13 protein-coding genes and 1 pseudogene are annotated in these 20548 nt (G+C 73.1%); 9 read left to right on the top strand and 5 right to left on the bottom strand.

Annotation, left to right across the window (positions count from 1 at the left end; all coding sequences use genetic code 11):
• Nucleotides 1-59: 59 nt before the first annotated feature.
• The 6 genes from ACIQWR_RS07845 (at nucleotide 60) to ACIQWR_RS07820 (ending at nucleotide 9891) form a co-directional block, all read left to right on the top strand.
• Nucleotides 60-3290 (top strand): amino acid adenylation domain-containing protein, encoded by a 3231-nt coding sequence (locus ACIQWR_RS07845; RefSeq protein ID WP_404005862.1) that lies wholly within the window; start codon nucleotides 60-62, stop codon nucleotides 3288-3290.
• A gap of 365 nt (nucleotides 3291-3655) precedes the next feature.
• Entirely contained in the window at nucleotides 3656-4645 is a 990-nt protein-coding gene (locus ACIQWR_RS07840) for a hypothetical protein (protein WP_404005860.1), read from the top strand.
• Nucleotides 4646-4834: 189 nt separating this feature from the next.
• Nucleotides 4835-5944, top strand: a complete 1110-nt coding sequence (locus ACIQWR_RS07835) for an exonuclease SbcCD subunit D (RefSeq protein ID WP_404005859.1) — start codon at nucleotides 4835-4837, stop codon at nucleotides 5942-5944.
• A 40-nt stretch (nucleotides 5945-5984) separates the two neighbouring features.
• Complete coding sequence (locus ACIQWR_RS07830) at nucleotides 5985-7622, top strand: hypothetical protein (RefSeq protein WP_404005857.1); 1638 nt, start codon at nucleotides 5985-5987, stop codon at nucleotides 7620-7622.
• Between the two features lie 215 nt (nucleotides 7623-7837).
• Complete coding sequence (locus tag ACIQWR_RS07825) at nucleotides 7838-8923, top strand: DUF2330 domain-containing protein (RefSeq protein WP_404006387.1); 1086 nt, start codon at nucleotides 7838-7840, stop codon at nucleotides 8921-8923.
• Between the two features lie 161 nt (nucleotides 8924-9084).
• Nucleotides 9085-9891 carry an endonuclease I family protein gene (locus ACIQWR_RS07820; protein WP_404005856.1) on the top strand — a complete coding sequence of 269 codons (807 nt, stop codon included), beginning with the start codon at nucleotides 9085-9087 and terminating at the stop codon, nucleotides 9889-9891.
• A gap of 20 nt (nucleotides 9892-9911) precedes the next feature.
• Here the strand turns inward: ACIQWR_RS07820 and ACIQWR_RS07815 are convergent, their stop codons facing one another.
• The 4 genes from ACIQWR_RS07815 to ACIQWR_RS07800 form a co-directional block, all read right to left on the bottom strand.
• The gene (locus tag ACIQWR_RS07815; protein WP_404005854.1) at nucleotides 9912-10973 is read right to left on the bottom strand and encodes an ABC transporter permease; all 1062 of its coding nucleotides are present in this window, start codon (nucleotides 10971-10973) and stop codon (nucleotides 9912-9914) included.
• Complete coding sequence (locus ACIQWR_RS07810; protein ID WP_404005853.1) at nucleotides 10970-12592, bottom strand: sugar ABC transporter ATP-binding protein; 1623 nt, start codon at nucleotides 12590-12592, stop codon at nucleotides 10970-10972. The genes ACIQWR_RS07815 and ACIQWR_RS07810 overlap by 4 nt, the downstream gene beginning before the upstream one ends.
• A 103-nt stretch (nucleotides 12593-12695) precedes the next feature.
• Nucleotides 12696-13751: a substrate-binding domain-containing protein gene (locus tag ACIQWR_RS07805; RefSeq protein ID WP_404005851.1), complete on the bottom strand. Its 1056-nt coding sequence runs from the start codon at nucleotides 13749-13751 to the stop codon at nucleotides 12696-12698.
• A gap of 26 nt (nucleotides 13752-13777) precedes the next feature.
• Nucleotides 13778-15304: an NPCBM/NEW2 domain-containing protein gene (locus tag ACIQWR_RS07800; RefSeq protein WP_404006385.1), complete on the bottom strand. Its 1527-nt coding sequence runs from the start codon at nucleotides 15302-15304 to the stop codon at nucleotides 13778-13780.
• A gap of 494 nt (nucleotides 15305-15798) precedes the next feature.
• On the opposite strand from ACIQWR_RS07800, the gene ACIQWR_RS07795 reads away from it, so the two are divergent.
• Nucleotides 15799-16620 (top strand): DeoR/GlpR family DNA-binding transcription regulator, encoded by an 822-nt coding sequence (locus tag ACIQWR_RS07795; RefSeq protein ID WP_404005850.1) that lies wholly within the window; start codon nucleotides 15799-15801, stop codon nucleotides 16618-16620.
• A 214-nt stretch (nucleotides 16621-16834) separates the two neighbouring features.
• On the opposite strand, the pseudogene ACIQWR_RS07790 reads toward ACIQWR_RS07795, so the two are convergent.
• Nucleotides 16835-17371 (bottom strand): annotated as a pseudogene (locus tag ACIQWR_RS07790) (VanZ family protein); the annotation flags it as partial.
• Nucleotides 17372-17606: 235 nt separating this feature from the next.
• Here ACIQWR_RS07790 and ACIQWR_RS07785 point away from each other — a divergent pair.
• Together ACIQWR_RS07785 and ACIQWR_RS07780 are read left to right on the top strand one after the other, a co-directional pair.
• Nucleotides 17607-18722: a glycine betaine/L-proline ABC transporter ATP-binding protein gene (locus ACIQWR_RS07785; RefSeq protein WP_404005848.1), complete on the top strand. Its 1116-nt coding sequence runs from the start codon at nucleotides 17607-17609 to the stop codon at nucleotides 18720-18722.
• On the top strand, nucleotides 18722-20527 hold the full coding sequence (locus ACIQWR_RS07780; RefSeq protein ID WP_404005846.1) for an ABC transporter permease/substrate binding protein: 1806 nt from the start codon (nucleotides 18722-18724) through the stop codon (nucleotides 20525-20527). Before ACIQWR_RS07785 ends, ACIQWR_RS07780 begins: the two co-directional genes overlap by 1 nt.
• The last annotated feature ends 21 nt before the right edge of the window (nucleotides 20528-20548 follow it).

Below are 20548 nucleotides of genomic sequence, written 5' to 3'. Positions count from 1 at the left end.
GCTTCAGGGAAACCGAGCGGAGGATACGTTTCCGTCCCTGACGAGGAGGGGGATCGGCGATGACCGAAACAGCGGTGGACCCGGCGGGTCGGGCGGGCCCGGCAGACCTGGTGGGCCCGGCGGACCTGGCGGAGCCGGCGGACGGAAGCGTCCACGCGCGGCCGGTGGCGGAGCTGTTCTTCGAGCGCGCCCGGCTGCACGCGGAGCGCCTCGCCGTGGACGAGCCGGGCGGTACGCGCTACACCTATGCCGAACTGGCCACCCGTGTGCGGGAGTTCGCGTCCGGGCTGCGCGCCCTGGGCGTCACCTCCGGCGCGGTGGTCGCGGTCGCCGGCCCGCGCGGCCCCCAGGCCTGCGTCGCACTGCTGGGCGTGGTGTGCGCCGGGGCCAGCTACCTGCCGCTGGATCCGACCCTGCCCGCGGCCCGGGTGACCGGCATGCTGGAGGACGCCTCGGCCCTCGCCGTCGTCCGGCTGCCCGGCGCGGTCTCGGTCGACCCCGACATCGCCCCCACCTGGGACCACGAACAGATCCTGGCCGCTGGACGGGCCCGCCTCGGGGAGGGCGAGGGCGGGATCGAGGCATCCGACGGCGGGGCCGGGCCCGCGGTGACGGCCGACGTGCCCGCCTACGTCATGTTCACGTCCGGCACCACCGGGCGCCCCAAGGCCGTGGCCGTGCCACAGCGCGGGCTGGTCCGGCTCTCCGTGGACAACGGCTTCTACGAGGTCCTCCCCACCGACCGCGTGCTGCACGCGGCCACGCTCTCCTTCGACGCCTCCGTACTGGAGATGTGGCCCGCCCTGCTGAACGGGGCCTGCCTGGTCCCCGCCGACTCCACCCTGCTGCTCGCCCCGTACGCGCTCGCCACCTTCCTCCGCGAGCAGGCCGTCACCGTCCTCTTCGCCACCACCAGCGTCTTCCACCACATCGCGCACGAGCGCCCCGAGACCTTCGCGGGCCTGCGCTACGTCCTGACCGGCGGCGAGGCCCTGCGCCCGGACGCGGCCCGCCGCGTGCTGGAGCACGGGCGGCCGGAGCGGCTGGTCAACGCCTACGGCCCCACCGAGACCGCGTGCGTGGCGCTCGCCCACCAGGTGGAGGCCGTCCCCGAGGGGGCCACCGGCATCCCCATCGGCCGTCCGATCGCCGACACCGTCTGCCGGGTGCTCCGGGAGGACGGCGCCCCGGCCGGGCCCGGGGAGGAGGGCGAGCTGTGGATCGGCGGCCCGGCCGTCGCCGCGGGCTACCTGAACAACCCGTCCGAGAGCGCCCGCCGCTTCGTGGCCCGGGACGCGGCGGCGGGGGCCGCCGACTTCTACCGCACGGGGGACTTCGTACGCCGGGCGCAGGACGGCACGCTGGAGTTCCGCGGCCGCCGCGACGACCAGGTCAAGGTGCGCGGGTTCCGGATCGAACCCGACGAGATCCGTGACGCGGTCGCGACCCACCCCGGGATCACCGACTCCGTGGTGCTGGCACGCGAGGACGGCCCCACCCGCCACCTCGCCCTCTTCGCGGCCGCCGCCCGCCCCGGCCCGCACCCCGGCGTACGGGAGCTGCGCGCCCACCTCGCCGAGCGGCTGCCCGCTTTCATGGTCCCGGCGACGATCACGGTGCTCGACCGGCTGCCGCTGGCCGCGAACGGCAAGGTGGACCGGGCGGCGCTGCTCGCCCTGGCCCCGACCGCCGGTCCGGTCGGCCCGGGGTCCGCCGCCGCGGACGTCCTGCCCTCGGCGTCCTCGCCCGGCCCGCTCCCCGAGGGGGCGGACGGAGCGGCGACCGCGGGGGCCGACCGCGAGTCCATCGCCGCCCTGGTCTCCCGGATCTGGGAACAGACGCTCCCGCAGGGCGTCCCGCACGCCCCCGACGACGACTTCTTCGTCCGCGGCGGGAACTCCTTGATCGCCGCCCAGCTCGTCAACACCGTCCAGGCCGTCCTGTCCATCGGCGGCGCGCACAGCTACCGGCTGGTCGGCGATCTTCTCAACCAGCCCACCCTCAAGGCCTTCATCGCGGCGGTCGAAGCCACCGTCCACGACCGGCCGACCCCGCGCGGCGCGCCCGTCGCGGGACGCTGGCTCGCGGACCTGGAGCGGCGGGTGCCGCGCGTGACGCCCGTACCCATCACCGCGCACGACCGGCCCGACTGGCGGGTGCCCCGCCACGTGCTGCTCACCGGGGCCAGCGGCTTCCTCGGCGCCCACCTGCTGCGCGAGCTCCTCGACCGCACCGACGCCGAGCTGCACCTGCTGGTCCGCGCCCGGGACCTCGCGCACGCCCACCGCAGGATCGCCCGGGCGCAGCGCCGCCACGGCATCACCCGGCCCCTGCCCCTCGACCGGATCCACCCGCTGCTCGGCGATCTGGGCCGGCCCCGCCTCGGGCTGACGGACGCCGAGTTCGACCACCAGGCCGCCCACGCGGACGTGATCCACCACTGCGGCGCCGACGTCAACTTCCTCTACCCCTACGAGCAGTTGCGCCCGGCCAACGTCGACGGCACCGGGGAGTTGATCGCGCTCGCGGCGCGCCGGGGCGTACCGCTGCACTACGTCTCCACCATCGGGGTGGTGCACGGGTTCGGCGCGGCCGGGGTGCGCGAGGTCGGCGAGGACACCCCGCTGGACCACGTCGAACTCCTCTCGATGGGGTACACCGAGAGCAAGTGGATCGCGGAGGAGCTGCTGCGCAAGGCCGGCCGGGCCGGGCTGCCGGTGGCCGTGCACCGGCCGCACGAGATCACCGGCGACACCGTCAGCCGCACCTGGGACAGCGGAGCCGCCCTCTGTGAACTGTTCAAGATCATTACGGAGTTGGGCCTCGCCCCCGACCTGCCGGTGGCCCTGAACTTCGTCCCCGTGGACCACGTGGCCGCCTCCATCGTCCACCTCGCCGTGCACCGGGAGGCACAGGGGCAGACGTACCACCACGTGAACCCGCACCAGGCGCTGCTCGACGACCTCGTGCGGCGGTTGCGGGTGCACGGGCACCGGATCGAGACCGTCGGGTACCACCGCTGGACCGAGGCGATGCAGGCGCATCTGGCCGAGCGGCCCGGCCACTCCTTCGCGCCCTTCGCCCCCCGGTTCACCACGCTGGCGGCCGGGAGCGACCTGACGCTGGAGGAACTCTGCACGACCGATCACTTCCCGGCGCTGGGCCGGGAGCGGATCGAGGCCGATCTCCAGGGCAGCGGGCTGGTCTGCCCGCCGGTCGACGCCGCGTTCCTCGACGCGTGCATCGGTTACTTCCACGACTCCGGATTCATCCCCTCACCTGCGGGTTGACCCCGGCGGGCCGGAGGCGGGCGGCGGTTGCCGGCCCCGGCCCGGGTGGGGCGGGCGGGGCCGGCCCGCCGGGCGGCCGCGGGGCGCGGGCGGGCGTACGGGTGGGGCGCCCTCGCGTCACGAGATGGCGACGGAGTGTGCGGCGACCTCCCGTACCCCGTAAGGTCGGACGACCCCGCAGGTCAGGACCTTGGTCCCGGCCCGAGTTCACGCGCCGTTCACCTGACCGGTTCCGTGTCGTTCGCCAGGACTGATGGCGTGTGGTGCGTGATGGGTTGATGTGCGACGGATGCTCGGGGATGTCGGTGTTGGTGTCGGGGGAGGGTGAGGGGCCAGTGGTGGGGGCAGCCACGTGGAGTGCGGCCGTGTCGGCCACGGTCGGCGGCGGAGCGCACGGCGCTGCCGCGGCGCCCGGCGCGCCCGGGCGGGCCGGTGTCGGACGCGGCGCCGCCGGCACCGCGGAGGCACCGACCGCCGCGCCGCGCCCGGGCCGGGTGCCGGAGGGCGAGGTGTCCCCGACCGGGGCGTCGGCCGGGGAGGTGGCGGGCGGGCAGGGCGGTGCGGCCAATGCCGCGCCCACCTATCAGGTCAAGCTGCTGGTCGACCCGCACCGGATCCTGCGCGCCGACGGGACCCCGCTCGACCGGGCCGCCGCGGCGCTCGGGCTCGGGCAGTCGAGCGGCTTCGAGGTCACCCAGTACATGGACGACGCGGAGCTGAGCTTCGCCGGCGAGGGCTGGATCATCCGGTTCCGGCACGACGACGCCGAGGACCGGCTGCGGCTGACCTACAAGACCCGGTTCGACATCGTCGGGGACGGGACCGATCCCGCCGCGGTCGAAGAGGCCCTCGACCGGGCCAACGCGCACCGCTTCGACTGCCGTGCCACCAACTACGACCCACAGGTCAACCTCAGCTACTCGCGCGCCACGCTCGACTTCTCCAACAAGAAGCGCGAGCCCGCGCCGGACCTCCTTCCGGGAGCGCTTCCGGACCCGGCCGAGTGCCGGGCCATCGCGCTGGACCGGCTGCCCGGCAAGATGAGGAACTGGCCCGCCAAGCCGGCCGGCTGGGCGGAGGCCGTCGCGGCCAGCCCCCTGATCCACGGGCCCGTCCGGCAGACCAACTACCCCGGTGAGGTCCTCGGCCACGCCGTGGAGTTGCAGATCACCCCGCTGTGCGACGCGGACGGCCGGGAGTCCTGGTTCGCCGAGATCACCGCCAAGGCCGACACCTTCGCCGAGGCCGTGCGGCTGCGCGCCGACCTGATGGGGAAACTGCGCGCCGAAGGCTGGCTGTTGAAGCGCAACGCCTTCAAGACGGACCTCGTCCTGGGCCGCCACCGTGCCCGGTGATTTCGTGCCGATCGCCGGCCGCACGCCCGCGGCCCCGGGCGGCGGGCGCGTCCCGGTCCCCGCCTCGTGCACCGCACCGCCCCGCCCGTGGCCGCACGGCCCGTCGCGCCCGTCCCGACCGCGTTCCCGAGGCCCCGGATCCGGCCACGGGGTTCCCGTCGGGGCGCCCGCCTCGGCATGCTGGACACCATGACACCGCCGTCCGTGCCGTTCCCCGCCCGGCCGTCACGCTCCGCCCCGGACGCCGCACGCGCGCAGCGGTACGACAGCCGCTCCGACCCCGCCGACCCCGAGCGAATACGGCTGGCGCACCTCGCCGACCTGCACGTCGGTTCGCCCCTGCGCGGGCTCGACCACTACCCCGGCGCCCCCGGGATCGACGCCGAGCAGGCCCCGTACGACGCCCTGGAGGCGCTCGTGCGCCGGGTCGTCGACGGGCGCTACGACGGCGTCCTCGTCGCCGGGGACGTCTTCGACCGGCACCACGCCGATGCCACCGCGCTGACGGCCTTCCAGGACGCACTGGGCCGCTTCCACGACGAGGGCCTCGTGACCGTCGTCGTCGCCGGCAACCACGACGCCGAGTCGCCCCTGCCGCAGAAGCTCCACCTGCCGCCCTCCGTCCACTGGTTGGACGCCCACGCACCGCAGACCGTCCACTGGGACCACCTCGGGACGGCCGTCCACGGACAGTCGATCGTGCGGGCCGACGACCTCCGTGACCTCGCGGCCGGCTTTCCGCCCCGGATCCGCGGACTGGTCAACATAGGGCTGCTGCACACCAGCCTGCACGGCGCGTGGAGCGGCAGGACCTGCGCCCCGACCGGCGTGCGGACGCTGGCGGCCGCGGGCTACGACTACTGGGCCCTGGGGCACGTCCACCACCGCCTGGCGCCCGCGCGCGGCCTGCGCGCCGGCTACTCGGGCAACGCGCACGGGCGCGGCCCCGGCGAGAGCGGCGGGCGCGGCTACACCGAGCTGCTGATCGGCGGGGGGAGCGTGACCGCGAGCGCGGTGGACACGGCCCCGGTGCGCTACGAACCCCTGCACCTGCCCCGTGCGACGACCGCCGAGGCGGACCTCCGGGAACGGTTCGCCGCCGTCCCGGCACCGGCCGCGGGGACGGCGGGGGCCGTTGTCTGGACGCTGTCCGGACCGGGCGGCGAGGATCTGGTCCGGCTGGCCCGTGAGGTGGCGGCCGAACTGGACCGGCCGGACTTCATGGTGTGTCGCGCCCGGGTCCCGGCGACCGGCGGACCGGGCTCGCCCGCGGCCGCTCCCAGCGGGTGCGCTGGGTAGGCTCGGGCGCGAAGACGATCACACGACCCGAGGCGGGGCCATGCCGGACGACGGCCAGGACACGAACGACGCGGTGGCGGCGGCGACCGCGACCGAGGGGGCCCCGGCGACACGGGCGGACGGTCCCGCCGCGCTCGCCGCACTGCGCGCGCTGGCCGCGGAGCGGCCCGGCGAGGTCGAACTCCTCGCAGGCTTCCGGGATCGCGACTTCGATGCCTGGCCCGTGCGGGTGCCCGAGGCCGTGCGCGTGGTGCTGCGGGAGGTCGGTGGGCTCGAAGTGGACTACATGCGCCTGGAGTTCGGCCCGCACGGCACGCCCCGCTTCCCCGACGGGTGCTGGACCCTCGGTGAGATCCACAGCGGCGAGGGGGCGTTGATCGTCGGCGTGCCGACGGTTGGGGCCGGGACGGAGACCGGGGCGGGGGTCGACGGTGGCGCGGAGGGTGACGCTCGCGCCGACTGGGGTCCGGTCGTCGCCGTACACACCTGGGGCGAGCAGGAGATCACCGTCGAGGCACCCGGCTTCACCGGCTGGCTGACCGGCTTCGCCGCCGAGCTGGCGGCGGGCGCGGACCCCGAAGACCGGCCCGTGCCCCGGCACTTCGTGCCCGCCCGGCCCACCACCCTGGTCGCCGAGGGCTCCGACGCCGAACTCGCTGCTCTCGTCGGCCGGGGCGATCCGCTCACCGACGTGGCCGACCTGCGCGACCTGCCGGCCCACCCCTGCGGGATCGGCTGGGAACCGTACTTCTCCACCTCCTTCAACACCGGCGACACCGGGAGCAGCGAGGTCCAGTTCCGGTTGGTCGGCGACGGCCGGGCCCTGCTGCTCCGCAGCGTGGTGAGCGGAGACTTCCTGGGTCGGCCGGTCCGGCGCCACCGGGTGCCCGCCGACGCGCCGAGTCGTGCGGTCGTCGAACTCCGCGCGCTGGCAGCCGAGTTCCCGCGACTGGTCCAGCTCGACGCGGGCTGCCCGGACACGGTGATGGACGCCTGGGAGGTACCGGTGCCGGAGGAGGTCCGTACGGTGCTGCGCGCCGTCGGCGGCGTACGGATGTCAGGCCTGGCACCGCTGCGGCTGCTGCCCGGCGCCGAGGCCGACGGGGTGCATGCCGTCGACCCCGAGACGCACCGGATGATGGGCGGCGACGGCTCGTACCGCCCGCTCGCGCGCGTGGACCACGCCCGCAGCTCGGCCCTCGTGCAGGTCCGGATCGACCCGGAGAGCGGCGAGTGGGGCGCCGTCGTCTCCGTCCCCACCGATCCCGGGAAGCTGCGCACCTACCCCGAACTCACCCTGCTCGCCGAGTCGTTGCCGGTGTTCCTGCTCACCTTGGTCCGGTTGGCGCGCCGGGCCGCCGCGACCACGGACTTCGCCCGGGCGCTGTCCGGGGCCACGCACTGGATGTTCCCGAACACGGGGGAAGCCTGGACCCGGCCGGTCCCGGTCGCCGAGTGGGCCGGCTCCGCCGACCCGCTGCGCGCGGCGGCGACCGCTCTCCCGACCGGTGCGCACGTCGCCGACCTGCGGGACTCCCCGACCCCCAGCGACCTGTGCTTCCACCGGGCCGCCCAGTGGCCGCGGGGCGCGGCCTTGGACCGACTGCACTTCCCGGGCGCGGGGCTCCTCGCGGCGGCCGTCCCGGTGATCGGGGCGCCGCCGGTGGAGCGGGGGTGACTGCGCCGCGTGGTCCACGAGGGCGTCGGCGACGAGGAGTACGTGGCCGCGCTCACGGTGTCGCGCAGGATGGTCGCCGATGTCGGGACCGCCGAAGCCGGTACGCCTGAGCACTCCTGACGGAGCGGCGCGGGCGGCACGGTGTGACGGGGAACCGGATCACGGCGGCAGCCGTCTGAGACCCCGTGTGGAGGAACAGAAGGATTCTCGCCGTGCTGCTCGCCCTGCTCGCGACCCAGCTCGGCTCGCTGATCAGCCCGGCCTACGCCTGCGGCTGCGGTGCGATGATCCCCGACGGGCGGTCCCGGATCGGGGTCGGCCGGGAGAGTTCGGTGGTGCGCTGGGACGGCGCCACGGAACAGATCGTGATGCGGTTCAGCGTCAGCGGGGACGCCCACCGGGCCGCCTGGATCATGCCGGTGCCCGGGCGGGCGACCGTGGAGCTCGGCAACCCCGACCTGTTCGCCGACCTGGCCGAGCTGACCCGGCCCGAACACCGGACGCGGAGCTACTTCTGGCCCCGGAACCGGGATTGGCCCTTCGGCTCGGGGGGCCGGGACGAGGTGGGCGCCGCCCGCCCCGGCGGGGCGCCGCCGGTCGGCGTCGTCGGGCGCGAGCAGCTCGGCGACTTCGACGTCGCACGCCTGACGGCGACCGACCCGCAGGCGCTGCGCGCGTGGCTACAGGCCAACGGCTTCGAGCTGCCCGAGGGTCTCGCCACCGAACTGGGGCCGTACGTCGCGCAGAAGTGGGAGTACGTGGCGGTGCGACTCGTACCGAAGGAGGCGGGCCGGACCCTCGGCGGCGATCTGGACCCGCTGCGGATCCGCTTCGCCAGTGACCGGCTGGTCTACCCGATGAGGCTGTCCCGGCTGGCGAAGACCCCGCAATCGCTCGGGCTGTACGTCCTGGCGGACCACCGGATGGAGCCCCGCTCCGCGATCGGCGGCGCCGCCCCCGAGGTGACCTTCGCCGACCGCATCGACCCGAAGGGCGGCGCCGCGGGCGCCAGGGGCGCCGCGCTGGCCGAACTGACCGGCGGTGAGCCGGTGTTCCTCACCGCCATCGAGCAGCGCTTCCCGGAGCCCGCGCGGATCGACGGCGATCACGAACTGCGGGCCACGGCCTCCGACACCCCCTACCGCCGGGCCGTCTACGAGGACCGCCTGCTGACGATCGGAGACGGCGTCCCGGTCTGGCTGCTGACGCTCGTGGGAGCGGCGGCGGCGGTCGTGGCGGCGGGGGCGCTGGCCCTGCGGGCGCGCCGCAGGGCGCCGGGGGGCGTACGCGCGCGGGTCTGAAGGGGAGGTCAGGCGGCGAGGGTCAGGTTCCCGACATGTTTTCTTAATCTGTTCGGCACATGACAATGTGAACCTCGCTCTGCCACCTGATGTCCCGCCAATTCCCCGGGCGGGAGCGGTGCGTGTGGAGAGGTACCCCCCACGTGATAAGAATTTCGCGCTTGGCGCCGCTGGCCGCGGGCCTCGCGGCAACCGCCCTGCTGTTCGCTCCGGCGCACGCCTCCGCGGGCCAGGCGCCCGCTCAGGCGGCGCCCGCCGCCGCGCCCCTCGCGGGCTCCGTATCGGTCGACGCGTACTACGCCTCCGCCACGGGCAAGACCGGGCCCGCCCTCAAGAGCGCGCTCCACGAGATCATCAAGGTGCAGTCCAAGGTCACCTACGAACAGGTGTGGGACGCCCTGAAGACGACGGACGAGGACCCGGCCAACCACAACAACGTGATCCTGGTCTACTCGGGCCGCTCCCAGGCCAAGTCCACCAACGGCGGCGGGGTCAACGACTGGAACCGCGAGCACGTCTGGGCCAAGAGCCACGGCGACTTCGGCACCGCCACCGGCCCGGGCACCGACCTGCACCACCTGCGTCCCGAGGACGTCACGGTCAACAGCACCCGTGGCAACAAGGACTTCGACAAGGGCGGCAGCCCGGTCGCCGAGGCCCCGGGCAGCTTCACGGACTCGGACTCCTTCGAGCCGCGCGACGCCGTCAAGGGTGACGTCGCGCGCATGCTGCTCTACATGGCGGTCCGCTACGACGGCGGCGACGGCTTCGCGAACCTCGAAGTCAACGACAAGGTCAACAACGGCTCGGCCCCGGCGATCGGCCGGATCAGCGTGCTGAAGCAGTGGAGCCAGCAGGACCCGCCGGACGCCTTCGAGCAGCGCCGCAACCAGGTCATCTACGACACCTACCAGCACAACCGGAACCCCTTCATCGACCACCCCGAATGGGTGGCCCAGATCTGGTAGCAGGATCCACCGGACACCCCCTACGTCGGCAGCCCCACCGCGCGTTCGCGGGCGCGGCGCTTCTGGATGACCACGGCGGCGACCAGGAGGGCGCCCTGGGCGACGTTCTGCCAGAAGGGGTTCACGCCCTCGACGGTCAGGCCGTTGTCCAGGGCGCCCAGCAGGGTGATCGCCAGCAGGGTGCCGCCGACTCCGCCGCGGCCGCCGGTCAGCAGGCAGCCGCCCAGGGCGGCCGCCGTGATCGCCTTGAGCTCCAGGCCCTCGCTGCCCGAGACCGGGTGGCCGAAGCCGGTGCGGGCGGTCAGCAGCACGCCGGCGACCGCGGCCACCACGCCTGCCAGGCCGTAGACCGCGATCAGGTACTTGTTGATGTGGATCCCGGCCAGCCGGGCCGCGGTGTCGTTGCCGCCGATCGCGTAGACGTTGCGGCCGATGTCCGTGTATCCGAGCAGCAGGTGGATGCACACGGTCACCAGGGCCAGCACCCACAACAGCACGGGTACGCCGAGGACCGACCCGTTCGCGAGGAAGACGAAGACGTCGTCGTTGCTGACGTAGCCCTGCGCCGCCCCCTTCGACAGCAGTTGGGCGACCCCCTTGTACACGGCCAGGGTGGCCAGGGTGGCGATCACCGGGTTGATCCGCCCATAGACGATCACGGCGCCGTTGACCAGGCCGGCGAGCAGGCCGACACCGAGCGCCGCGGCGATGCCGAGCAGGGCGTTGGAGCCGGTCGAGGTGAACACCATGGCGGAGACGACGGAGGCGACGCCGACCTGGGAGCCGACGGAGATGTCGAGGGCTCCGCAGATGATGACCACCGTCTGCACCAGGGCCAGCAGCCCCGAGATGGTGACCGCGTCACCGATCACCTTGATGTTGGCCCAGGTGAGGTAGGCGGGATTGAGGGATCCGAAGAGGGCCGTGACCAGCACCAGGCCGCCGATGAGGCCGACGTTCTGGCCGCCGACCGCGCGGAGCCAGGCCGCCGCGCGGGTCGGCGGCCGCGTGGCGGTCAGGTCCCGGTCCTCCTCGGTCCCGGAGCCGCTGGGTTCCTTCGGGGGCGCCGTCCTCGTCGTCATGTCCGTCCCTCGCTGTCGTCCGTACGGTCGTGCGCGGCGCCGTGCGTGCCGTGCCCCGCGGCTGTGGTCACGGCCGGGCCCGCGGCCGGGGTCAGGTCGTCGGCCATGGCGAGCGCGAGGACCCGCTCCTCGGTGGCCTCGGCCCGGCTCAACTCACCCGTGATCCGGCCGTCCTGCATGACCACCACCCGGTCCGCCAGGCCCAGCACCTCCGGCAGCTCCGAGGAGATGACCAGGAGGGCGACACCCGCCTGCGCGAGATCCGCTATGATCCGGTAGATCTCGGCCTTGGCACCGACGTCGATCCCGCGCGTCGGTTCGTCGAGGAGCAGCACCTTCGGCCGGCGCGCCAGCCAGCGGGCGAGCACCACCTTCTGCTGGTTGCCGCCCGAGAGCTCGCGCACCGGGTGCTCGATGGAGGGCGTGCGCACCCGTAGCCGATCGGTGAACTCGCGGGCGAGCCGCCGCTCCGCACGCCGGCGGACGAACCGCAGGCGGCTGAGCGGGCCCAACACCGCCAGCGTGGTGTTGTCCCGCACCGAACGGTCCATGAAGAGCGCCTGCGCCTTGCGTTCCTCGGGCGCGAGCCCGATCCCGGCGCGCACCGCGTCGGAGGGACGTCGTAGTCGCAGGGCGCGGCCGTCGACGCTGACCGAGCCGGCGCGCAGGGGGAGGTCGCCGACGAGGGCCCGGGCCAGTTCGGAGCGTCCGGCGCCGACGAGCCCCGCGAGCGCCACCACTTCCCCGGCCCGGACCTGTAGGTCGATGTCGTGCACGTCGTCGGTGCGCACGCCCCGGACGTCGAGGACGACCCGGTCGGTGGCCGCGTGCGTGCGGGCGAAGAGGGCGGACAGCTTCCGGCCGACCATCATCCGTACGATCTCGCCCTCGTCGGTGTCCGCCGCAACCCTTACGCCGACCAGCGCACCGTCGCGCAACACGGCGACCCGATCGGCGAGTTGGAAGATCTCCCGCATCCGGTGGGATACGTACACCACCGCCAGGCCGGCCGCGCGCAGTCGTCGGATGAGCGCGAACAGGGCGGCCACCTCGTGCTCCGACAGGGAGGAGGTCGGTTCGTCGAAGGCGATGACCTTCGCCTCGCCGGTCAGGGCCCGCAGGATCTCCACCAACTGGCGTTGGGCCGCCGTGAGATCGGTGCCCAGGGCGTCGGCGTCGAGCACCTCGGCGAAGCCGATCCGCAGCAGGTCGGCTTCGAGCCGCCGGCGCAGGCCGGGCCGGTCGAAGCGGCGCCCGGCGCGGGTCGGCAGGGCGCCGAGGTAGACGTTCTCCGCGACGCTGAGGTGCGGGACGATCTCCGGCTCCTGCGGGATGAAGCGGATCCCGGCCGCCCGGGCGTCGGCGGGGGAGTGCAGGCGCAAGGGGACGCCGTCGAGCCGCACCGCGCCCGAGTCGGCGCCCTGGTCACCGCAGATGATCTTGAGCAGGGTCGACTTGCCCGCTCCGTTCTCGCCCATGAGCGCGGTCACGGTGCCCGCCGGGAAGTCCAGGCTCACCCCGACCAGGGCCCGGACCCCGCCGTAGCTCTTGACGATGTCGCGCACGCCCAGCCCGCCCGCCGGGTCGGGCCCGTTCGCGTCCTCGTCCATCTCCTTCATCCGCACCCACCACCGCTCTCCCCGTGCCCGTGCCCGCGCACGTGCCCCGTGTCCCGCGCCGCGTGCTCCGTGCGCCGCGTCCCGCGTCCTGCGACCGATCCGCTCACTTGCACCCGAAGCCGGCGTCCTTCCAGTTGGTCGCGTCCACCATCCGGGTCGGGGCGAAGGACTCCGGGGCGAACTCCTTGCCGTTCTTGAGCTTGTCGTACATCGCCTGGACGGCCAGCTTCCCGACCTCGTCGCCGGGGATGTAGAGCGCGGCCTTCATGCCGTTGTCGGCGCCCGCCTGCCAGTCCTTGCAGGCCAGGTAGGCGCCGAGGCCGATGCCGATGACGTCCGCGCCCTTGACCCCGGCGTTGGCCAGGCCCTTGACCCCGCCCGCGACGTTCTCGTCGTTGCACCCCATGACCACCCAGTGCCGGACGCTCTGGTTGGCGGTCACGGTGGCCTCCACCTTCGCCTGCGCACCGGCCGGAGTGTTGTCCGTACCGACCTCGACGGCCTGGACCTCGGGGCCGCCGGCCTCCTTCCACGCGGCCTTGGCGCCCTTCACCCGGTCGGTGCAGACGGTGGTGTCCTGCTTCCAGGCGTAGACGATCCGGGAGTTGGCGGGGCTCCAGCCCGCTTTGAGGAACTCGGCGGCGGCGCGCTTGCCGACCTCGTTGCCCATCTGTAGGCCGGAGAAGCCCACCCGGGGCACCAGGTCCGCCGCGGCGCAGTCGGCGGGCTTCGGACCGTTCGCGCAGACCTGGTCGTCCGAAGTGAGCAGTGCGATACCGGCGTTCTTCGCCTCCGCGACGACCTGCGGTCCGACGGCCGACTCCGGGACCACGATGATGATGCCCCGGTTCTTCTGCGCGGCGGCCGACTTCACCTCCGTGATGGTCTTGGACGCGTCGTTGCCGAGATTGACCACCCTGAGTGCGATGCCCAGTTCGTCGGCCTTGCGCCGCGCGCCCGCGGCCTCGGAGACGAAGTACTCCTGGTCGCCCTGCTTCTGCAGGTAGGCGATGGATATCGGGCCGTCGGCCGGGGCCCTGCCGCCCGCCCCGCCGGAGGGTTTCCCGGAGGAACAGGCCCCCAGGGCGAGGGAGAGCGCGAGGACGCCGGCGAGGGCCGCGGCGCGGTGGACCGTACGGAGCGGGCGGGACGGCTGCATGGTCGGTGACTCCCGTGTCGAGTGGGTCAGTTGCAGGTGAGCCGGGGCGCGGCCCAGTCCGCGTGGTCCGAGTTGATGCCGTTGCCGCCGTCGGTCACGACGAGCTTCAACGTCCGGCCGCCGGTGAGATCGGCGGTCAGCCCGCGGGCGCTGTCCGCGGTGGTGAGCAGACCGCTGTCGGCCACCACGACGGCGTCCCGGTAGACCTGGAAGACCACCGAGCCGTTGCTGCCCTTCTCGTCGTCGACGCCCACGTCCACCGTGAGCGCGCTGCACCGGCCGCCCAGGTGGTAGGTCACGGTGCTGGCCGCGTGGACGCCCAGGCCCTTGGGGTACGTCACTCCGCCCACGGTGAGCGTGCGACCGTCACCGGCGGCCTGCTCCCCGTTGCTGCGGTCCGGTTCCACCGGGCCCCAACCGTTGGAAGCGCCGGTCCAGTGCAGGTCGGAGAGCTGTGAGGTGCCCGCGGGCGGGAGCGGGAGCGCGCCGGGGGAGATCCGGTGGACGATGGTCGCGTGCGCGCCGACCGAGGCGCTCAGGCCGGGACCGTCGGTGGTCGAAGTGGTCTTGGTCCACAGGTCCTTGAGGGAGTACGGCGCACGGCCCCCGATGCCCAGGGCGTCCATGGTGGTGGACACCGTGGCGGTGGACCCGGTCTCGTTGGTCAAGGACACGGCCCGGTCGCCGTTCTGCAGTTCCTTGACCATGACCACCAGACCCCCGGTGGCCGAGACCACGGTGCCCTGGCGGCCGAGCGGGTCCTGGTCCAGAGCGATGACGTCGGCGTTGGACAGCGTCGCGAAGGTCTCGGCGCTCGCCTTGCGCAGGTCGCTGCCGATCAGGAGCGGCGCGGCCATCATCGACCAGAGGCTGAAGTGGGTCCGGTACTCGATGGCGGTCATCCCGCCGTTGCCGACCTCCAGCATGTCGGGGTCGTTCCAGTGGCCGGGCCCGGCGTACTGCGCGAGCCCCTGGTCGGCGTGCGCGATGTTGATCATCGAGGACCAGCTGTCGCCGATGTCACCCGTGGTGCGCCACAGGTGGCCGACGTCGGCTGCCCAGTTCCACGGTTGGTTCTCGCCCCATTCGCAGAGCGAGAACACGATGGGCCGCCCGGTGTTGCGGAGCGCGTCGCGCATGGCGGTGTACCGCTTCTTGGCGTCCACGCCCTGGTTGTTGCAGTTGTCGTACTTGAGGTAGTCGACCCCGAAGGAGGCGAAGAGGTTCGCGTCCTGCTGCTCGTGCCCCAGACCGCCCGGGAAGCCCGCCGTGTTGCAGGTCTTGGTCCCGGCGCTGGTGTAGACGCCGAACTTGAGCCCCTTGCCGTGGACGTAGTCGGCGACGGCCTTGATGCCGTTCGGGAAGCGGACCGGATCGGCGACCAGGTCGCCCTCGGCGTTGCGGTTCGCCAGCGCCCAGCAGTCGTCGAGGTTGACGTACTGGTAGCCGACGGCCTTCAACCCCTTGGCGACGAACAGGTCGGCGATGCCCTTGACCATGCTCTCGTTGAACTCGGCCCGGCAGTGGGTGGAGTTCCAGTTGTTGAACCCCATGGGCGGCGTGAGCGCCTGGCCGTCGGGGAGGGCGGCGGCCGGCGGGGCGGCGGTGACCACCACGGCCCCGGCCAGGGCGACGGTGCCCGCCGCGGACACCAGGAGCGGCAGCGCCGACAGGGCGGCGGCGGCGCGGCGCAATCGGACGAGCGGGCGGCGTGATCGGACGAGCGGGCGGTGTAATCGGGGTGGCGGGGGCGACGAGTGCACGGACGGCTCCTGGGGGCGAGAGGTCGTGTGCGCGGAGGCGTCCCGGCGGCCTACGGGCGATCGAGGTGGTCCCTGTGCCTTCGGTGGGGAGAAATCACCAGGATCGAACGGAACCCAACGGGACGGCCCACATCACACTGCCGTTTAGTGAGCATGTCAATACGGCGTGCGCCGAAGACCAACGCCCGCCCCGCGTGGTTCTGTTGGAATGTGTTGACGTCCGGGCGGGGCGTCAGGATGCTCTCCGTGACCGGGGCGCACGCCCCGAGGAGAGGAGTCGCGGCATGGCCGATCCCGGCAGTCTGCTGGCCCATCAGCGTCGCGCGCACATCCTGGAGGAGGTGCGCCGCCGGGGCGGGGTCCGGGTGAACGAGCTGACCCGCTCCCTGAACGTCTCCGACATGACCGTACGTCGCGACCTGGACGCCCTCGCCCGCGACGGCCTGCTCCAGAAGGTGCACGGCGGGGCCGTCCTCGGCGGTGAACCCAGCAGTCACGAACCCGGCTTCGACGCGAAGTCCGGGTGGGAACGGGCCGCGAAGGGCTCGATCGCACGGGCCGCGGCCGCCCTGGTGGCACCGGGGTCGGCCGTCGCGCTGTCCGCGGGGACCACCACCCACGCGCTGGCCCGGGAGCTCACCGAGATCCCGGGCCTGACCGTGGTCACCAATTCGATCCGGACCGCGGAGGTCTTCGAGGCGGCGCGGCTCGGCGGCGGTGCGAGCGGCGCCACGGTGCTGCTGACCGGTGGCATCCGCACGCCCTCCGACGCGCTCGTCGGGCCGGTGGCCGACCGGGCCATCCGTTCCTTGCACGTGGACGTGCTCTTCCTCGGCTGCCACGGGCTGGGCACCTCGACCGGTCTGACCACCCCCAACCTCGCCGAGGCCGAGACCAACCGGACCTTCCTGCGCGCGGCCCGCCGGACCGTGGTGCTCGCCGACCGGACCAAGTGGACGACGGTCGGGCTCACCACCTTCGCCACCCTCGACCAGATCGACGTGCTGGTCACCGACGTCCTGCCGCCCGAGGAGGCGGCGGCCGTCGCCGAGCGGGTCGGCGAGGTCCTCGTGGTCGGGGGGCCGGCCGGAGCCGCCCCGCGGTGACCTCCCGTCCCGCCCCGCTCGGCGCGGCGCCCGGTCAGGACCGCCGGACCCGGCGCGGACCGTGGCGACGCGCCGGCCGCTCGGCGGTCCGTTCCTCTTCCTGTTCCCGCGCTTCGACCTCCGCCACCGCGTTCGCCTTCGCCTCTGCCTCTGCCCTCGCCCCGGACCCGGTCCCGGCCGGCGCGTCCGTCGCCCGCTCCGGTCGCGGGTACCACCGGTGCCACCAGTGCCGCCGCCGCGGATGGACCGCCCGGCCGAGCCGCCGCCCGAGCAGCAGGTAGCCGAGCAGCGCGCCGGACGTGTTGAGGATCACGTCGTCGATGTCGAAGGTCCGCCCGGTGACGAGGGCGCCCTGGACCAGCTCCACCAGGGTCATCACGGCCGCGGTGGCCACCACCACGCGCACGGCCCCCCTGGCCCGGGGCAGCAGCACCGGCAGCAGCACGCCGAAGGGGACGCCGAGGAGGAGGTTCCCGCCGAGTTGGCGGGCCGCCTCCCGCGCGGTGCCCCGGTCGACGTACGCGCGGATCGAGCTGCCGGGCCGCAGATTGCTGTGGATGAGGCCCTCCGACGCGGCCGAGGGCTCCAGGGTGAGGCGGGCCAGCAGCACACTGAAGGCGACCAGCGCGGCAAAGGCCGGGAGCATCAGGGCTGTCCGCATGATGAGATGCGGGAACGATCGTACTTTCGGCCCCCCGAGGGGGCCGTCCGAGGGCTGCGCGCCCCAACTCCACTTCCTGGTCCGTGTCATGGCGCGCGTGTACCCGGCGCCCGGCTCCTGACGCGCGACGGGCCTTGTGTGCCGCAAACGTGAACTGGATCACCTTTGCGTTTGTTCATTCATCGATGGGGCATTTGCGCCTCTTGAGCGAACCCCGGTCCGGTGCCGTCTGCCGACCGGGACGACGCGGGCGGATCCCGCATCGCTCCACGGCCGCCGGCCTTCGGACCGGCACGCCGTGCTCACTACGACCCGCGAGGTACATGTGTCCAGGCTCCAGACCGAGCACGTCTACAAAGTGTTCGGAAGACGACCCGAGGAAGCGGTGCGCTCCCTGGAGGGCGGCGCCGACCGCGACGACCTGCGCGCCGACGGTACGACGGCAGCGGTGATCGACGCCTCCTTCAGTGTCGAGCCGGGCCAGATCTTCGTCGTCATGGGCCTTTCCGGTTCCGGAAAGTCCACACTGCTGCGCATGCTGAACGGGCTGCTCGAACCGACCGCCGGGCGCGTCCTCTACGACGGCCAGGACCTCACGGCGCTCAGCCCGGGTGAGCTGCGTCACGTACGCTCCACGAAGATCAGCATGGTCTTCCAGCACTTCGCGCTGTTCCCGCACCGCGACGTGCTGGAGAACGCCGCTTACGGCCTCGAAGTCCAGGGCGTGCCCCGGGCCGAGCGCGAGCGCCGGGCCACCGAGGCCCTGGAGCTGTGCGGTCTGGCCGGCTGGGAGCGCTCCTGGCCCGACGAACTCTCCGGCGGCATGCAGCAGCGCGTCGGCCTCGCCCGCGCCCTGGCCACCGACGCGGACCTGTTGCTGATGGACGAGTCCTTCAGCGCGCTCGACCCGCTGATCCGGCGCGACATGCAGGACCAGCTCCTGGAGATCCAGCACCGGCTGAAGAAGACCATCGTCTTCATCACCCACGACCTGAACGAAGCGATGCGCCTCGGCGACTCCATAGCCGTGATGCGCAACGGGCGGATCGTCCAGCTCGGCACCGCGGAGGACATCCTGATGCGGCCCGCCGACGACTACGTCGCCTCCTTCATCCAGGACGTGGACCGCTCCCGCGTGCTCACGGCCGACGCCGTGATGACCGACCCCGGCCGCCCGGACGGCGCCGAAGGCGGCGCGGAGGACCGCGCCTGCGACTGCCCCACCGTCAGCGCCGACACCCCGCTCGCCGAGCTGTGCGCGGTCAGTGCCCGGGTGCCGCACCCCGTCGCCGTCACGGACGCCGACGGCGTCGTGCTGGGCCGCGTACCGCAGTCCCGGCTGGTCGCCTTCATCGGCGACGAGCAGCGCGCGCCGCTGCGCTGCGACCGCGCCACCGTGCCGCGCCAGCACCCCGAGCGCAAGAAGGAGGTGACCGTCTGATGCCCCGCCTCCACCTCGGCGTGTGGGTCGACCACGCGGTCGACTTCCTCCAGAGCCACCTGTCCTGGCTGTTCGACGCGATCAGCGCCGTCGTCACGGGCCTGTACGACGGCTTCGACGCCGTGCTGTCCTTCCCGCACCCGCTGCTCTTCGCGGGCATCCTCGCCGTCGCCGCCTGGTGGCTGCGCGGCCTGCTCGCCGGACTGCTCGCCTTCGCGGGCCTCGCCCTCATCGACTCCGTTCAGCTGTGGGACGAAGCGATGTCCACGCTGTCCCTGGTGCTCGTCGCGACCCTGGTGACCCTCGTCATCGCGATCCCGCTGGGCATCTGGGCCTCCCGCTCCACGCGCGTGAGCGGCGTCCTGCGCCCGGTGCTGGACTTCATGCAGACCATGCCCGCCATGGTCTACCTGATCCCCGGCATCATCTTCTTCGGCGTGGGCGTGGTCCCCGGCATCATCGCCACCATCGTCTTCTCGTTGCCGCCCGGCGTACGGATGACCGAACTCGGCATCCGCCAGGTCGACGGGGAGCTCGTGGAGGCCGCCGACGCCTTCGGCACCACCCCCCGCAACACGCTGGTCAAGGTCCAGCTCCCGCTCGCCCTGCCCACGATCATGGCGGGCATCAACCAGGTGATCATGCTGAGCCTGTCGATGGTCGTGATCGCGGGCATGGTCGGCGGCGGCGGCCTGGGCGGCGCGGTCTACCGCGCCATCGGCAACATCGACATCGGCCTCGGCTTCGAGGCGGGCATCTCCATCGTCATCCTCGCCATGTACCTGGACCGGATGACCGGCGCGCTCGGCCGGCAGGTCTCGCCGCTCGGCCGCCGCACCCTCGCGAAGGCCCTCGCCCTGGCGAGCGGCCCGAAGAAGGTGTGGAACCACCGTCCGCAGCCCGTCCACGCCCTGACCGGCGCGGTGGTCCTGGCCCTGGTCGCGGGAGGCCTGAACGCCTTCGGCGGCACGGGGCACACGACCGTCGACGCGGCCGACGACATCGGCAAGGGCCGCAAGATCAGCATCGGGTACATCCCGTGGGACGAGGGCATCGCCTCCACCTTCCTGTGGAAGGAGCTCCTGGAGCGCCGCGGCTTCCAGGTGGAGGCCCGCCAGCTCGAACTGGGCGCGCTCTTCACCGGCCTCGCGGGCGGCCAGGTCGACTTCCAGACCGACGGCTGGCTGCCGGTCACCCAGGCCGAGTACTGGGCGAAGTACGGGAACAAGCTCGACGACCTGGGCTCCTGGTACGGGCCGACCTCCCTGGAGCTGTCGGTCCCCTCCTACGTGAAGGACGTCAAGTCCCTCGCCGACCTCAAGGGCAAGTCGGCCGAGTTCAAGGGCCGCATCATCGGCATCGAACCGAGCGCGGGCGCGATGGGACTGCTCAAGAGCAAGGTGCTCAAGGAGTACGGCATCGACGGCGAGTACCAGGTCGTCGACGGTTCCACCCCGGGCATGCTCGCGGAGCTCAAGCGGGCCTACGCCAAGAAGGAGCCCGTCGCGGTGATGCTCTGGTCGCCGCACTGGGCCTACGCCTCCTACGACCTGACCAAGCTCGCCGACCCCAAGGGCATCTGGGGCAAGGGCGACGGCATCCACAGCCTCGCCCGCAAGGGCTTCGCCACGGACGAGCCCGAGGTGACCTCCTGGCTGCGCGACTTCAAGCTGACGGAGAAGCAGCTCACCGGCCTGGAGGCGAAGATTCAGGAGACGGGCAAGGGCAAGGAGCAGGAAGCCGTGCGCGCCTGGCTGGCGGAGAACCCGCAGGTCGGCGGCAAGGCGGCGGTCGCCGCCCACTAGCGGCGGCTCCGCCCGAACTAC

The organism is Streptomyces sp. NPDC098789, from assembly GCF_044759975.1.
Taxonomy (GTDB): Bacteria; Actinomycetota; Actinomycetes; order Streptomycetales; family Streptomycetaceae; genus Streptomyces.
This window is presented reverse-complemented; position numbering and strand designations above follow the sequence as displayed.